This is a genomic window from Arthrobacter sp. 05T410, assembly GCF_056396505.1.
In genome coordinates, this window is record NZ_JBFTLP010000005.1 from 261,139 (window position 1) to 275,615 (window position 14,477).

Sequence of the window (14,477 nt, forward strand, 5' to 3'; positions counted from 1 at the left end):
GGTTGAACGGCAGTGCTACTGCTGGCCCCCGGAAATAGCACAATGCCTGCCCCGCCATTCTATCGCCACGCCGAATCCTCCCCAAAAGGCCTTGACGGGACCGCCTCCCCCTTCTAGCGTCAGGACAAGCGGTTTTAGAAAACGGAAGCGCGCCGACGCGGGAATCGAGCGGACATGGCTGTCGGGAACATCGTGATCGTGGGCGGCGGGCTGGCCGGCGCCACCGCCGCCAAAACATTGCGGGCGGAGGGCTTCAGCGGTCCGGTGGTGCTGGTGGCCGCCGAGTCCCACCAGCCGTACCTGCGCCCGCCGCTGTCCAAGGAGTACCTGCTGGGCAAGGCCGGCGACGACGCCCTGCCTGTGGTGCCCGAGGACTGGTACGACGCGAACGACGTCGACCTCCGGCTCGGCGTCCAGGTCACGGCGGTGGACCCGGCTGCCCGGGCTGTGGTTCTGGATGACGGGCGGCGGCTGGAGTACGGCTCGCTCCTGCTTGCCACGGGAGCGCGGCCCAGGACCATCCCGCTGCCCGGCAGCGGTCTCGAGGGCGTCAGCACGTTCCGGACGGTCGAGGACAGCCGGCGCCTGCACGCCCGCCTTGCCGGCGGCGGTTTGCACGTGGTCATGGTCGGGTCCGGCTGGATCGGGATGGAACTGGCCGCTGCCGCCAGCACCTTTGGAAACACCGTCACCCTGATGGGGCTGGAGGACGTGCCGCTGGGCGCGGCGATTGGCCCGGACCTGGGCGGTTTCTTCCGCCGGCTGCACGAAGCCCACGGGGTACGGTTCAGGCTTCCGGCGTCCGCTGCCGAGATTCAGGGGTGGTTTGGTCGGGCGACGGCAGTGGTCACCGACTCGGGCGAAGTCCTGCCCGCCGACCTCGTGGTCATCGCCGTCGGCGTTGTGCCGGAGGTCGGGTTGGCCGAGGCGGCCGGGCTCGGGATCCGCAACGGCATCCTCACCGACGCGTCGCTGCGGACCTCGGCGCCCGGGATCTTCGCCGCAGGCGACGTCGCCAACGCCCTGCACCCGTTCACCGGGGAACACCACCGCAGCGAGCACTGGTCCAATGCCCTGAATGGCGGCAAGGTGGCAGCCAAGGCGATGCTCGGCCTCGACGCCACGCTGGAGACCATCCCGTACTTCTACACGGACCAGTACGACGTCAGCATGGAGTACTCGGGCTTCCCGACGCTCGTTGCCGGCCCGCCGGTCATCCGCGGCTCGCTTGCGGACAAGGAGTTCATTGCCTTCTGGCAGCGCGAAGGCCAGGTGATCGCCGGAATGAATGTCAACTGGCCCCGCGCCGCCAAGCCGCAGAAGGCGATCAAGGCGCTCATCAACGCCCGCACCGCCGTGAGCCCGGACCTGCTTGCCGACTCCTCGGTACCCCTGGATCAGCTCCTGGATTAGCTCCTGCCGGAAGCCTGACGGGCGGCCTCGCGCGCGACCGTTCCGGCGGTCTGGATGCTGGACTCATGCCCGGCCATGCCGGCCTGGCGGCCCCGCGCGTAGGCGCCCGGCAACGCCGCGAGCAGGGCATCGACGTCGGCGTCGGTTGAGGAATGCCCGAGCGTAAATCGCTGCGCCCCCCTCGCCGTGTCCTCGTCCAGGCCCATCGCCAGCAGCACATGGGAGGGCCTCGGAACACCGGCGGTGCAGGCGGAGCCCGTGGAGGATTCGACGCCGGCGAGGTCCAGCAGGAACAGCAGCGAGTCCCCTTCGCAGCCGGGGAACGTGAAATGCGCATTGCCCGGCAACCGCCCGGGGCCCGGGGCGCCCCGCAGGACGGCTTCGGGGACGGCCGCACGGACCCCCTCAATCAGCCGGTCCCGAAGGGCCGCGATCCTGGCGGCTTCCTCGGGGAGTTTCGCGGCAACGGCCTCGGCGGCCGCGGCAAACGCGGCGATCGAGGCGGTGTCCAGCGTCCCGGAGCGGACGTCGCGTTCCTGCCCGCCGCCGTGCTGGACCGGGGTCAGCTTCACCGCCCGGCCCAGGATCAGCGCGCCCACGCCGACCGGTCCGCCGATCTTGTGCCCGGAGACGGACATGGCGTCCAGGCCCGTCCCGCGGAAGTCAACGGGCAGGGAGCCGAAGGCCTGGACGGCGTCGGAGTGGACGGGTACGCCGGCGGCGTGTGCCAGTTCCACAACCCGGGCGACGGGCTGGATGGTGCCGACCTCGTTGTTGGCCCACATGACGCTCACCAGTGCGATCGAGCCCGGATCCCGGGACAGCTCGGCTTCGAGCACGGCCAGGTCCACGACGCCCGCGTCATCCACGGGGAGCCAGCACACGTCGGCGCCTTCATGCCGTTCGAGCCATTCGACGGTGTCCAGCACCGCGTGGTGTTCGACGGCGGAACAGAGGATGCGGGTCCGCGCCGGGTTCTCGGCCCGGCGGGCCCAGTACAGGCCCTTGACCGCCAGGTTGTCCGCCTCGGTCCCGCCGGAGGTGAAGATGACCTCCGAGGGATGGGCGCCGGCGGCCGCCGCGAGTACTTCCCGCGCGTCCTCCACGGAGCGCCGGGCACGGCGGCCCGATCCATGCAGCGAGGACGGGTTGCCGGTCCGGGCCAGTTCGCGCGTCAGCGCGGCCAGCGCTTCCGGGGCGAGGGTGGTGGTGGCGGCGTGATCGAGGTAGACAGGCACAGCCCAATTCTACCTGCGCGCGCCCGGGCTGCCGCGGTGCCAGGGCGAAGGCACAGTCTCAGGGCAGAGGCACAGTGTCAGGGCGAAGGCACCGGCCTGAGGCACAGTGAAGGGCACAGTGAAGCACCCGGGGCTGGTGTACATTCAAGCGGTGAAAGCGCCACTCTGCCTTGTGCTGGCCACCTTGTTCTGGTCCGGTAATTTCGTCGTCGGACAGGCCGCCAGAGCCTCAATGACACCGCTGGACCTGACCTTCTGGCGCTGGAGCCTGGCCGCCGTGCCGCTGCTGATCCTGGCCCACCTCATTGAACGGCCCGACTGGGGCGCGGTGCTGCGCCGCTGGCCCGTGCTTCTGCTGCTGAGTGTCCTGGGCATGAGCGGCTACACACTGCTGCTCTACGGCGCGCTCGGATTCACGTCCGCGATGAACGCCTCGCTGGTGACAGCCGCAAACCCGGCCCTCATTGTGGTCATGGCGATCGTCCTGCTCGGTGAGAAGACCACACGGCTGGGCTGGCTCGGCATCTGCCTTGGCCTGCTGGGTGTGCTGCTGGTCCTGACCCAGGGCGAGCTGGCCCGCGTGGTCAGCCTCGCCATCAACACCGGTGAGCTCATGATGATTGGCGCGATCATCGTCTGGGGCTTCTACACCATCGTTGCCCGCCGGCTGGATGTGCCGCCCATCGCGGCCACAGCGGTGCAGGTGGTGATCGCAACCGTGACGCTGGCGCCGTTTGCTCTCGCCATGAACGTGCGGTTTCCCGATACCGCGGCCGAAGGCTGGTCGATGGCGTATATCGCCCTGTTCCCGTCCCTTGGTTCCTATCTCCTCTGGAACCTGGCGCTGAAAACCACCCCGTCCGGGACCGCCGGAAACTACCTCAACCTGATGGTGGTCTTCACCGCGATCATCACCGTGCTGTTCGGGACCCCGCTCACCCTCGTGCAGATCGCAGGCGGCCTCCTGGTGATCGCCGGCGTGCTGCTGACCGGAATCAAGGGCCAGGCCCGCAACGCCGGCCACCCCAGCGGCAGGGCCCAAGCCGGGCCGCCCGCCGCCGCTTCAGGCAGGCAGGCTCACGCAGGCAGTCCGGTCACGATGGACGAATACGGGCACAGCACTGCCCGGGCCGCGCGCCGCCCTGCTCCCTGAGATCTTCGATGGCGAGCGCTTCGATCCGGCCCGGTTCGACCCCCAGGGCCATTGAGGCCCCGCCGAGAAAGGCTCCGTTCATGGCACACACCACGCCTGCGTGCCCGGCGGCGAGGCGATGGAACGGGCAGTTCAGCAGCACCAGTCCCCCGCCGCCGTCGTCCGCCGGGCAATAGCCCTGCCCCGCCAGGAAGTCCTCGAACGGGCCGGTGCCATCGGGGCTGCCGGCGGAGTCCGCAGGCCGCGCCCCGGTGGCCCCCGCCGGCTCGCGGCCGGCTGCGCGGGCTGCCGACTCACCCGCCGACTGCCCCCTCGCGCGGGCAGCCCGAAGCAGGGCCTCCCGCGGCGAACCGCCGCCGCTGGTTGCGTCCTCGATCGCGGACACCAGCAGCTCGGCGGCGAGATCATAGTGGCGATCGGGCACCGAGGCCGCGACCTCATCCACGGCGGCCCGGTACAGCTTGGCGGGCCGGCCGGACCCCGGGCCCTCCCGCCCTCCGAGCTTACGGAACTCCACAGCCAGCAGCCCGTCTTTCACGAGCCGGTCCAGATGGAACGAGGCAGTGCTCCGCGCCAGGCCCACGGCCTGCGCGGCATCGTCCCGGCCAACGGCATCTGCCGCTGAGGCGACGAAGTCAAACAGCCTCCTGCGGCTCTCGTCTCCCAGCGACGCGACCGCCGCCAGCCTGTGGTTCCACGGAAGCTTGGTCATGACACAAGAATATCTCTAAAAACAACAATCATTGCTTAATCGCTGCGGGGGCCTCTAAAATCGAGATATCTATTTTTAGAAGGAGCAATGCCATGAAAGTTTCCCCAGCCCTCGCCAATCCCGCACAGCAGCTCACGGCGGACCGTCAGGCCTTCCTGCTGCTACGGACCGTCTTTACGGTTGCGCCGATCCTGTTCGGCCTGGACAAGTTCACGAACCTCTTGACCGACTGGACGATGTACCTGTCCCCCGTGGTGACCCAGGTGGTCCCGCTGCCGGCCCAGACGATCATGTACATCGTTGGCGTGGTGGAAATCGTCGCCGGCGTGGCGGTGGCGCTGCGCCCGCGCTTCGGATCGGTGCTCGTGGCCGCCTGGCTGCTGGGCATCATCATCAACCTGATCGTCCTCGGCGGCTTCTACGATGTCGCTCTGCGTGACTTCGGGCTGCTCGTGGGTGCCCTGGCGCTGAACAGGCTGTCCCCGCGCAAGGCCGTGCCGGCCGCGACGCCAGGCAGCTAGGCCAGACGGCGGGTCCCGGCAACTGGTCCCGGCAGCTGGGCGAAGACGCCGGGCCACGCCACTACGCCAGGACGCAGACGGCCCGCGGAACGACCTCAATGGTCATCGGGAGCGCCCCGATCCGCTCGCCGTCGGCGTAAGCCACGATATTGCCGGCAGACAGTTCCACGGTGCGGACCCGGCGAAGCTGCACGGCGGGGTGGCCCACGTGCTTGCCGGCAAAGACCTTGGGAAACACGGCCAGCAGCCGGGTCCGGGACAGCCGGTTGACAATGAAGAGGTCCAGGTAGCCGTCATCAAGGGCGGCTCCCGGGACGATCCTCATCCCGCCGCCGATCGACTGGCCGTTGGCGACGGAAATCAGCATGGCGCCCTGCTGCCACTTCTCGCCGTCGGCAGTCACCGTGTAATCGATGGCCCGGAACGACGCCAGTTCCCGCAGCATGGCGAGCTGGTAGCGGATCTTGCCGCGCGGCCAGCGCCAGTCATTGGCCCGCTCATTGACTGCGGCATCGAACCCGGCCGAGACCACGCCCGCAAACAAGCGGGAGGATCCTCCGGCGGTGATCCTGCCGGCGTCAATCATCCGGCCGCCGCCGGCCAAAGACTCCAGGGCCCGTTCACAGGCCGCCGGGAGGTCGTGCAGCGGCAGGCCCAGCGAACGGGCCGTGTCGTTGCCCGTCCCGGCGGGAATGATGCCCAGTGGAACCCGCCGGCGGGCACCGGCACCTGCTCCGGCACCTTCACCTGCTATCGCGTTAAGCCCGAGGTGGACCATGCCGTCGCCGCCCACCACCACGAGGGCATCCACGCCCGACTCCAGCGCAGCCTCAACTGCCTGCGCGAGCCCGGCATAACTGTCCGCGCACAGCAGCAGGACCTCCGCCCCGGCTGCACGGAAGTAAGCCGCCGCGTCCTTGCCGGCGTGCCGCGCCCGGCCAAAGGATGCGCGCGGGTTGACGGCGACGGCGATCAGCATGCGCTGAATTATGCCAGCCGCCGGGAACCATCCCTGTGCACGCAGTCGTTATTCCTCCAGCCGGTTAAACTGGGCACGCCGGACGCCCACGAACGGTCCGGCATTCCCACCGCCGGCACCATCAACGAAAAGGATCTCTGTTTGACGCAGGGCAGCAGCTCGCATTACCAGGTCCTCGGGATCCCCGTGACGGCGACGGAGAAGGACATCAAAGTCGCGTACCGCAAGGCCGCCCGGACCGCCCACCCGGACCATGGCGGCGACCCTGCAGCGTTTCGGCGCGTCACGCTCGCGTACGAGACCCTCATCGACACCAAGCGCCGCGCGGACTACGACCGCTCCTACGGCAGCGCATCCGGCGGCGCGTATTCGTCTCCCGCCGGCGATGAGGGCGCCCACTTCGACGCGCCCGCCGCGGGCAGCCGGGCCTCCGCCAACGTGCGCCGGCCGAACACGCCGCGGAATACGGCCGCAGATCCACCCGTCTACGTTCCCCCGTTCGAGCAGTTTGACGGCGGGTCGGCAGTGCCGCTGATTCCCGCCAGCGTGGCCCGGCAGCAGGTCCACGGCATGCCCCGCAAGCGCGGCATCTTCGGCGCCGAAGCCCGGATCCAACGCGAGATGCGCACCGTGCAGCTCATCAGCAGGCAGATCCTGACCACCATCCCGGCGGCGCGCCTTGTCAACGGGCTGCAGTCCCCGGCGGACAACAGCCACATCGACCACGCGGTCCTTGCCGGGTACCGTCTCGCGATCGTCGGATCCATGCTGCTGCCGCCGGGTGCCTACGCATGGAACGGCAGCACGTTGACCCACGGCGGACGCTCCGTCGCCCCGCCCCAGCTGGGCCACATCGTGCGCCGGATGCAGGACATATTTCCCGAGCTCAATGTCACCGGCTGGATTGTCGTCCACAGCACGGACGGCAATCTGCATCAACCGGTCATCGACCGGCACCGCCGCGCCCCCGGCGGCCAGGGAAGCGTGTACGGGGAAGGCTCGGGCCTTGTCGAGGTGGTCAACGCCGCGGGCCTGGCCCGCGGCCTGAAGTTGTTCCTCGGCTCGGGACCGGCGCCCAACACCGTCAACGTTCCCGTGCTGGCCCGCCTGCTGCGCGGAATGCACTAGATTCCGCCCGGGCGCTCCCCTGCGCCCCGGCGGAGGGAAGGCCCGAGGCGCGTTCGACGCCGGCGGCTCGCTAGGATGGGACGGTGTTCCGCATCCTCTTCCACACCCCAGAAATCCCCGGCAATACGGGAAACGCCATCAGGCTGGCTGCCATTACGGGGGCCGAACTGCATCTGGTGGAGCCCCTGGGCTTTGACTTTTCCGACGCCAAACTCCGGCGGGCGGGCCTTGATTACCACGACCTCGCCGTCGTGACCGTCCACCCGGACATCGACGCGGCGTGGGCCGCTCTCGAGCCGGAACGGGTATTTGCCTTCACCTCCGACGGCGAGACCACGTACACAGACATCCGCTACCGTGCCGGCGACGTCCTCCTGTTTGGTCCTGAATCCGTAGGCCTGCCCGAGGAAGTCAAACACAGTCCCCGGGTGACGTCCCGGGTGCGCCTGCCGATGCTCCCAGCCCTCCGGTCGCTGAACCTGGCCAACGCGGCATCCATCGCCGTCTACGAGGCGTGGCGCCAGAACGGGTTTGCAGGGGCCAAGTTGTAGCGGTCCGCCGCGAAGGCGCGCCAGGACGTGCGGCGGCCCCCGGGCGGCCCGCGGGAAAGAATTCCCGCGCAGCACGCCCATCCAGATGCCGGGGCGCACCGAATCACTTCTGAAGGTGGACACCAATCCGCCCACTCACATTGTGTCTACCGGGCATTGTGCGGAGAAACGGAAGGGAGCGAGGAGCGGCAGGTGAGAACAGTACATCTGGACAGATCCTCTGCCCGCGTGGCAGGGGCCGGCCCCTCGCCGCATGCCGCACCGATTGGCCCGCGTTGGGCTGCAAGCGCCCTATGCTTGGGAGTGATGGAAACTCCGAATGCCCCGAACCCCGAGGCCGCCGCACCGGCGGACACCTCAGCCGACATCAACGGCCGGCTCAGCAGCCTGCTGGCACTGATTGCCCAGGGCGACCAGACGGCGTTCGCGGAATTTTACAGCCTCACCTCCAGGCGCGTCTTCGGCATGGCACGCCGGGTCCTGATCGATACCGAACTCAGTGAGGACACCACCCAGGAAGTCTTCCTGCAGGTCTGGCAGAACGCCGCCAAATTCAATCCCGCCGCCGGCAGTCCGCTCGCCTGGCTCATGACGATCTCGCACCGACGCGCCGTTGACAAGGTCCGGTCCTCGCAGTCCGCCACCGACCGCGAAGCCAGATACGGTGCCAGCAGCCAGGAGATCGACCACGATTCCGTCTCGGACGAAGTCGGCAGCCGGCTCGAGGCCGAGGCCGTGGTCCGGTGCATGGAGACGCTGACCGATACGCAGCAGGAGTCCGTCCGGCTGGCGTACTACGGCGGCCTCACCTACCGGGAAGTGGCCGAGCGGCTGAATGCCGCGGTACCTACCATCAAGTCCCGCATCCGCGATGGACTCATCCGACTGAAGACCTGCTTGGGGGTGAGCTGAATTGACCGATATGAACGCACATGAGAACAACAACCGCCTCCCCGGCGGCTTCACCGCCGAGATCGCCACCGACCTGTCGTCCGGCCGCGTGGTGGACCTTGCCGAGGTCTATGCCCTCAACGCCGTGGACGACGCCGAACGCGCCGCAATCGAGCAGTTCCTCGCCTCCGCACCGGCAGCAGACAGGGCTGCCTTCAACGAGCGGGTCCGGCAGGCCCGGGAGACCCTGGCCACCAGCTTCACCGCAGAGGAAGAGCCTCCGCCCGGGCTGCTGGACCGGATCATGTCATCCTTGCCTGCGCAGACAGCAGAGCAGGCCGCAGCGCAGTCCCCCGCCGCAGTGCCGCTTCCCGGCACGGGTCCGCAAGCGACGCCGGTGCTGCCGCATCCGGTACGTGACGGCTCCGCGCTGCCCGCCACCGACGAACTCGGTGCGGCCCGCCAGCGCAGGGAAGAGCGCCGCCGCCCGCAGGGCATGCGGAACTGGCTTATCGGCGTCGCCGCAGCAGCCGTGATCGCCCTGGGCGGTGTGGGCGTCGGAGCCTACGTGGCCAACCAGAACGATCCCCTAAATCAGGTGATGCAGGCCAGCGACGTCCGCCAGGCTACTGTCGACGTCAACGGCGGCGGCACCGCCACCGTGTCGATTTCCCCGTCCAAGGATGCCGCCGTCGTCAAAATGAACGGCGTCCCGGCCCCGCCCGTGGGCAAGGTCTACCAGATGTGGCTGATCCCCAAGGACGGCTCGGCCCCGGTCTCGCAGGGCCTCATGGACGCTGAAGCCCTGTCCAAGCCCGCGGTGGTCAAGGGCATCGGTTCCGCGGCCGCGCTGGGCATCACCGTGGAGCCCGAAGGCGGATCCGCGTCGCCTACCCTGCCGACCGTCGCCGCCGCACCGCTGGACGCCTAGCCACCCGCAGGAGACAGCAAGCCACCCGCACACACAAAGCCGCCCGGGCCTTGACTCCTTCCGTAGAAGGACTCAAGGCCCGGGCGGCTTTGTGTTGTGGCCGGCGGACGTCCCGGCAAGCCGGCTTCCCGCCCGGCTAAATGACCAGCGAGAGCAGCATGACCAGGCCGAAGCTCACCACGGAGATCAGGGTTTCCATGACGGACCAGGTCTTGAAGGTCTGGCCCACAGTGAGTCCGAACAGCTCCTTGACGAGCCAGAACCCGGCGTCGTTCACGTGCGAGAAGAACAGCGAGCCCGCGCCGATCGCGAGGGCCAGGAGGGCGGCGTGCGTCGGCGACAGCGAGCTGGCCAGCGGTGCCACGATGCCGGCGGCCGTCACGGTGGCGACGGTGGCTGAGCCTGTCGCCAGGCGCAGGGCAACGGCCACGATGAAGCCGAGCACAAGCACGGACATGTTGGTCCCCTCGGCCCAGGCCTTCACCGAGTCACCCACACCGGCACCAATCAGCGTCTGCTTGAAGCCGCCGCCTGCGCCGACAATCAGGATGATCCCCGCGATCGGGCCCAGGCTGGCAGCGATCTTGCTCGTAATCTTGGCGCCGTTGAGGCCCACGGCGTAGCCGAAGGTCACCATGGCCAGCAGGACGGCCAGGGTCATCGCCACCAGCGGCTGCCCGACGAAGTCGAAGAACATCCGGATCGCGGGGGCCGTCTTGGGGTCCGGCCAGATGATGTCCACAACGGCCCTGAGCAGCATGAGGACCACCGGGAAGATGATGGTCAACAGCGTGACGGTGAAGTTCGGCGGGCGCTTGACGCCCTCCATGTCCGCGCCGTGCACGGTATCGACGCCGCCGGCGACGGCGGGGGCACCCACCGGGACCCACCGGGCCGCCAGGCGGGAGAAGAGCGGGCCGCAGATAATCACCGTGGGGACGGCGATGAGGATGCCGAGGGCCAGTGTGGTGCCCAGTTCAGCCTTGACGGCGCTGATCGCGATCAGCGGTCCCGGGTGCGGCGGCACCAGCCCGTGCAGCACGGACAGGCCGGCCAGCGCCGGGATGGCGATGCGCATCAGGGGCATCTTGGAGCGCTGCGTGACCAGGACGATCACCGGCAGCAGCAGGACGAGACCGATCTCGAAGAACATCGGCAGGCCGATGATCACGGCTACGAGCGTGATGGACCAGACCAGCTTGTTTCCGGTGGCCTTTGCCAGGAGGGTGTCGACCACCCGGTTCGCGCCGCCGGAGTCCGCGAGCAGCTTGCCCAGCATCGCGCCGAGGGCGACCAACAGACCGACTTCCTTCAGGACGCCGCCCACGCCGTCCTCGAAGTTGATGATCACCTTGGCCGGTTCCACACCGGCAGCGAGGCCGACGAATCCTGACCCCAGAATCAGGGCCAGGAAGGGGTGGAACTTGAATTTGGCGATCAGGACCACGAGCAGGGCGATGCCCAGACCCGCGATGACCAGTAGTTGGGTATTGACGCCGGTCCCGGCCTCAACGGCAGCCGGAAGCTGCATTGCTATCAGTGATTTCACAAAAAATTCCTTGGTCGCGGCGAAACGCGGGAAGGCTCAGGGCCTGGCGTCGGCGGCGTCGAGATTAAGTCGGGTGATGATTTCCTGTGCTTCTTCCGCCGGCGTTGCGGAGACGGACAGGGAGATGAAGTTTTCGTCTGCCGTGGGGGCTTCGAGCGCGTCGAACTGGGACTCCAGCAGGGCCGGGGGCATGAAGTGCCCGTGGCGGGAGGCCAGCCGGTCGGAGATCTTGTCCCGTGATCCCTCGAGGAACACGAAAACCACCCCTTCGCCGCGCAGAACGTCCCGGTAGCGCTTCTTCAGCGCCGAACAGGTCACGACGCCGGGATTCCCGGCGCCGGTGTGGGCCCGGATCCAGTCCGCAATGCTTTCGAGCCAGGGCCACCGGTCCTCGTCGGTCAGCGGCTGCCCTGCGTGCATCTTTGCCACGTTTGATTCGGGGTGCAGGTCGTCGCCCTCGGCCAGGTCCCAGCCCAGCCTGCCGGCCAGAAGTCCCGCGACAGTTGATTTGCCGGATCCGGAGACGCCCATGATCACAAGAACGGGGTGTTGCGCAGTCTTCGCCATCAAAGTCTGCCTTCCATCAATAAATATGATTTAAACAGAGGCCAGCATATGGCAGAGGTTGTGCTGCAGCAACACTAGAAACCGGCGATGGTTCCCTGGCCGTTGACTGTTACGACATGGAAGGCCTCGGCGCTGCGCCCGGCGGGAAGTCCGGCCCGGGCCCCGGTGCCGAGCATGAGGGCGCGGACCGTGCGCTCCATGGCGTCGACGTCGGGGTGCTGGCTGACGTGGATGTGGATGGCGGCCAGCTTGCTCTCCACATGCCCGGTGACGTCCACGAAGTGGTTTTCGCGCTCTTCCGGCCCGGCGAAGAGCCACAGCCAGGGCAATTTGTAGGCCTCCAGCCCGGACTCGGCCAGTTCCGGGTATGCGAACGGGTTTTCCAGCGCGGGGTACACGGCGCGGGTCACCGCCTCCCCCACGGCGAGATGATCCGGATGGCTCTTCTGGATCCGGTTCCAGTTGCGTTCCGGATGCATGGAGAGCACGACGTCGGGCCGGAGCTGCCGGATCAGGCGCACCACCTCGCGCATCACCTCATGCGAGGGTTCGAGGTAGCCGTCACGCTGGTGCAGGTAATGGATGTCTGTGACGCCGACCAGGGCGGCGGCGCGCTGCTGCTCCGCAACGCGCAGCCGCACAATTTCCTCGCGCTGCTCCGGATCAAAGCCGCCGGCGTCGCCGTCGGTCATGATGCAGTAGCTGACCTGGACTCCGGCGGCGGTCCAGGCTGCAACCGTGCCGGCTGCGCCGAAATCGATGTCGTCCGGGTGGGCCGTGAAACAAAGCACCCGCTCAATCCGGGTGGTCTCCGGGTCGAACGGGCTTTGTGCCGGGACGGCGGTGGTGCTCATGCGGTCAGCCTCTGCGCTTCTTGATTTCGGCGGTGGCCTGCGGCAGGACCTGGAAGAGGTCGCCCACAATGCCGAAGTCCGCGATCTCGAAAACCGGCGATTCGGCGTCCTTGTTCACGGCCACGATCACCTTCGCGGTCTGCATGCCTGCCTTCTGCTGGATGGCTCCGGAAATGCCCGCGGAGATGTAGAGCTGCGGTGCGACGGTCTTGCCGGTCTGGCCGATCTGCGCGTCGTGGCCGATCCAGCCGGCGTCCGTGGCAGCCCGCGAGGCTCCGATGGCTGCGCCGAGGGCGTCGGCGAGTTCCTCCAGCGGACCAAAGTTGCCGTCCACGCCACGGCCGCCGGCCACGACGATCCGTGCCTCGGACAGATCGGGGCGTCCGCTGGCAGGCTTGTCGGTGCGCGCCGTAACCCGCGCGGCAGCCGCAGTCACGTCAGGAACCTGGACAGTGATGCTCTCCGGCGCCGTGCCGGTGACCGCGGGCTCGGGCGTGATGCTGTTGGGCTTCACGGTCAGCACGGAAACGGGTGTCACCGCCTTCGCGGCGCTGGTGTAGGACCCGGCCAGGACCGACTTGTGCGCCGTTCCGTCGGGATCCACGGCTACGACGTCGGTGATGACGCCGGCGCCGAGCCTGATGCCGAGCCGGGCGGCGATTTCCTTGCCCTCGGCCGAGTTCTCGGCCAGGACCACGCCCGCACCGGCGGCGGCGGCGGCCGCGGCCAGGAATGCCGCCTTGGGTCCGACGAGGTAGTCGTCGAGGTCCGTGGCGGACGGGCGGTACAGTGCCTGGGCGCCGTACGCGGCCAGGGTCGAGGCGGCGTCGTCGTGCAGTTCGCCGTTGACGGCGGCGACGGTCTCGCCCAGGGACCGGGCGATGGTGAGCAGTTCCAGGCTCGACTTCTTCAGCGCCGCACCGGGGTTGTCGATGAAAACGAGTACTTTTGCCATGTTCGGATAATCCCCTTTAGAGCAGCTTCTGGGCGGCCAGGAACTCGACCAGCTGAATGCCGGCGTCGCCTTCGTCGGTAATGATGGTGCCGGCCGTCCGCGGTGGGCGGGCCTCTGCGGTCTCGACTGCGGTCCAGGAACCGGTCTGGCCCACCTGGGCGGCGTCCACGCCGATGTCGGCAAGGCTCAAGGTGGTGATGGTTTTCTTCTTCGCCGCCATGATGCCCTTGAAGTTCGGGTACCGCGGATCATTGATCTGGTCGGTGACGGAAACGACGGCCGGGAGTGTGGCCTCGATGGTGTCCGCGTGGGTGTCGCCGTCGCGGCGGGCGGTGACCTTGCCGGCGTCGAGCTCGAGGGACGCGGCGAAGGTGACCTGCGGGAGGCCCAGCCGCTCAGCGAGCTGTGCCGGGACCAGCGAGGTCTCGCCGTCCGTGGAGGCCATTCCGGTGAGGATGAGGTCCGCGGGGACATCCGCGCCCAGGTGGCGGATCGCGGCGGCCAGCGCCAGCGACGTGGCCGCGGCATCCGAGCCGGCCAGGGCCTCATCGCTGAGGTGCACGCCTTCCGTGGCGCCGATCTGGAGGGACTTCTTCACCGCATTGACTGCCCCGGCCGGGCCCATGCTCAGCGCAATGACCTTATTGCCGGCCGCTTCTCCGCCGCGGGCCTCGGTCAGCTGCAGCGCAGCTTCCAGGGCGTATTCATCCAGTTCGGACAGGATGCTTTCGGAGCGGTCCACCGTGTTGGCCTCACCTGTGAGGTGGCGGTCGAACTGCGTATCCGGGACGTGCTTGACCAGCACAATGATTTTCAGAGTTTCTTCCACTGTGTCTACAGCAGCCTTCCATGCGGGTGGACAGCCGCCCCTGACGGGGTCATGGCCACGGAATGCCCGGCAGCCGGGCTGTTCCTAGCTAACCATATAGCCGCCGGGCAGCGCGGCCAGGGTTAAGGTCTGTGTCAGTGAACTGGCCCGGGACGGCAAAGGCCGGGCCGCACCTTTTCGGTGCCGCCCGGCCTGTTTGCTGCTGC

General features: G+C 68.2%; 15 protein-coding genes. 7 read left to right on the top strand and 8 right to left on the bottom strand.

Annotated features, from left to right (window positions below):
• Positions 1 to 174 precede the first annotated feature (174 nt).
• The gene (locus AC1DFR_RS09930; protein WP_476873216.1) at positions 175 to 1,413 is read left to right on the top strand and encodes an NAD(P)/FAD-dependent oxidoreductase; all 1,239 of its coding nucleotides are present in this window, start codon (positions 175 to 177) and stop codon (positions 1,411 to 1,413) included.
• Here the strand turns inward: AC1DFR_RS09930 and AC1DFR_RS09935 are convergent.
• Positions 1,410 to 2,651: a cysteine desulfurase family protein gene (locus tag AC1DFR_RS09935; RefSeq protein ID WP_476873217.1), complete on the bottom strand. Its 1,242-nt coding sequence runs from the start codon at positions 2,649 to 2,651 to the stop codon at positions 1,410 to 1,412. The genes AC1DFR_RS09930 and AC1DFR_RS09935 overlap by 4 nt on opposite strands.
• 151 nt (positions 2,652 to 2,802) lie before the next feature.
• Between AC1DFR_RS09935 and AC1DFR_RS09940 the strand changes: the two genes are divergently transcribed.
• Positions 2,803 to 3,804 (top strand): DMT family transporter, encoded by a 1,002-nt coding sequence (locus AC1DFR_RS09940; protein ID WP_476873218.1) that lies wholly within the window; start codon positions 2,803 to 2,805, stop codon positions 3,802 to 3,804.
• Here AC1DFR_RS09940 and AC1DFR_RS09945 read toward each other — a convergent pair.
• Positions 3,746 to 4,516: a helix-turn-helix transcriptional regulator gene (locus AC1DFR_RS09945; RefSeq protein WP_476873219.1), complete on the bottom strand. Its 771-nt coding sequence runs from the start codon at positions 4,514 to 4,516 to the stop codon at positions 3,746 to 3,748. The genes AC1DFR_RS09940 and AC1DFR_RS09945 overlap by 59 nt on opposite strands.
• A 92-nt stretch (positions 4,517 to 4,608) precedes the next feature.
• Between AC1DFR_RS09945 and AC1DFR_RS09950 the strand changes: the two genes are divergently transcribed.
• Positions 4,609 to 5,037 (top strand): hypothetical protein, encoded by a 429-nt coding sequence (locus AC1DFR_RS09950; RefSeq protein ID WP_476873220.1) that lies wholly within the window; start codon positions 4,609 to 4,611, stop codon positions 5,035 to 5,037.
• A 61-nt stretch (positions 5,038 to 5,098) separates the two neighbouring features.
• Here the strand turns inward: AC1DFR_RS09950 and AC1DFR_RS09955 are convergent, their stop codons facing one another.
• On the bottom strand, positions 5,099 to 6,016 hold the full coding sequence (locus AC1DFR_RS09955; RefSeq protein ID WP_476873221.1) for a diacylglycerol/lipid kinase family protein: 918 nt from the start codon (positions 6,014 to 6,016) through the stop codon (positions 5,099 to 5,101).
• A 141-nt stretch (positions 6,017 to 6,157) separates the two neighbouring features.
• Here AC1DFR_RS09955 and AC1DFR_RS09960 point away from each other — a divergent pair, with 141 nt between their 5' ends.
• The 4 genes from AC1DFR_RS09960 to AC1DFR_RS09975 all read left to right on the top strand — a co-directional run bounded on the left by AC1DFR_RS09960 (position 6,158) and on the right by AC1DFR_RS09975 (position 9,517).
• Complete coding sequence (locus AC1DFR_RS09960) at positions 6,158 to 7,144, top strand: J domain-containing protein (protein ID WP_476873222.1); 987 nt, start codon at positions 6,158 to 6,160, stop codon at positions 7,142 to 7,144.
• Positions 7,145 to 7,227: 83 nt separating this feature from the next.
• Positions 7,228 to 7,695 carry a tRNA (cytidine(34)-2'-O)-methyltransferase gene (locus AC1DFR_RS09965; protein WP_026538402.1) on the top strand — a complete coding sequence of 156 codons (468 nt, stop codon included), beginning with the start codon at positions 7,228 to 7,230 and terminating at the stop codon, positions 7,693 to 7,695.
• Positions 7,696 to 8,001: 306 nt separating this feature from the next.
• Positions 8,002 to 8,607 carry an ECF RNA polymerase sigma factor SigK gene (sigK, locus tag AC1DFR_RS09970; RefSeq protein ID WP_223913940.1) on the top strand — a complete coding sequence of 202 codons (606 nt, stop codon included), beginning with the start codon at positions 8,002 to 8,004 and terminating at the stop codon, positions 8,605 to 8,607.
• Positions 8,608 to 8,617: 10 nt separating this feature from the next.
• Positions 8,618 to 9,517, top strand: a complete 900-nt coding sequence (locus AC1DFR_RS09975; RefSeq protein WP_043436603.1) for an anti-sigma factor — start codon at positions 8,618 to 8,620, stop codon at positions 9,515 to 9,517.
• 136 nt (positions 9,518 to 9,653) lie between these two features.
• Here the strand turns inward: AC1DFR_RS09975 and AC1DFR_RS09980 are convergent, their stop codons facing one another.
• From AC1DFR_RS09980 to AC1DFR_RS10000, 5 genes are all read right to left on the bottom strand, one after another.
• On the bottom strand, positions 9,654 to 11,048 hold the full coding sequence (locus AC1DFR_RS09980) for a GntT/GntP/DsdX family permease (protein ID WP_476873248.1): 1,395 nt from the start codon (positions 11,046 to 11,048) through the stop codon (positions 9,654 to 9,656).
• Positions 11,049 to 11,102: 54 nt separating this feature from the next.
• Positions 11,103 to 11,633 (bottom strand): gluconokinase, encoded by a 531-nt coding sequence (locus AC1DFR_RS09985; RefSeq protein ID WP_028277966.1) that lies wholly within the window; start codon positions 11,631 to 11,633, stop codon positions 11,103 to 11,105.
• Between the two features lie 74 nt (positions 11,634 to 11,707).
• The gene (locus tag AC1DFR_RS09990; RefSeq protein WP_459385285.1) at positions 11,708 to 12,487 is read right to left on the bottom strand and encodes a PIG-L deacetylase family protein; all 780 of its coding nucleotides are present in this window, start codon (positions 12,485 to 12,487) and stop codon (positions 11,708 to 11,710) included.
• Positions 12,488 to 12,491: 4 nt separating this feature from the next.
• On the bottom strand, positions 12,492 to 13,442 hold the full coding sequence (locus AC1DFR_RS09995; RefSeq protein ID WP_223913937.1) for an electron transfer flavoprotein subunit alpha/FixB family protein: 951 nt from the start codon (positions 13,440 to 13,442) through the stop codon (positions 12,492 to 12,494).
• A 16-nt stretch (positions 13,443 to 13,458) separates the two neighbouring features.
• Positions 13,459 to 14,271 (bottom strand): electron transfer flavoprotein subunit beta/FixA family protein, encoded by an 813-nt coding sequence (locus AC1DFR_RS10000; protein WP_476873223.1) that lies wholly within the window; start codon positions 14,269 to 14,271, stop codon positions 13,459 to 13,461.
• Positions 14,272 to 14,477 lie beyond the last annotated feature (206 nt).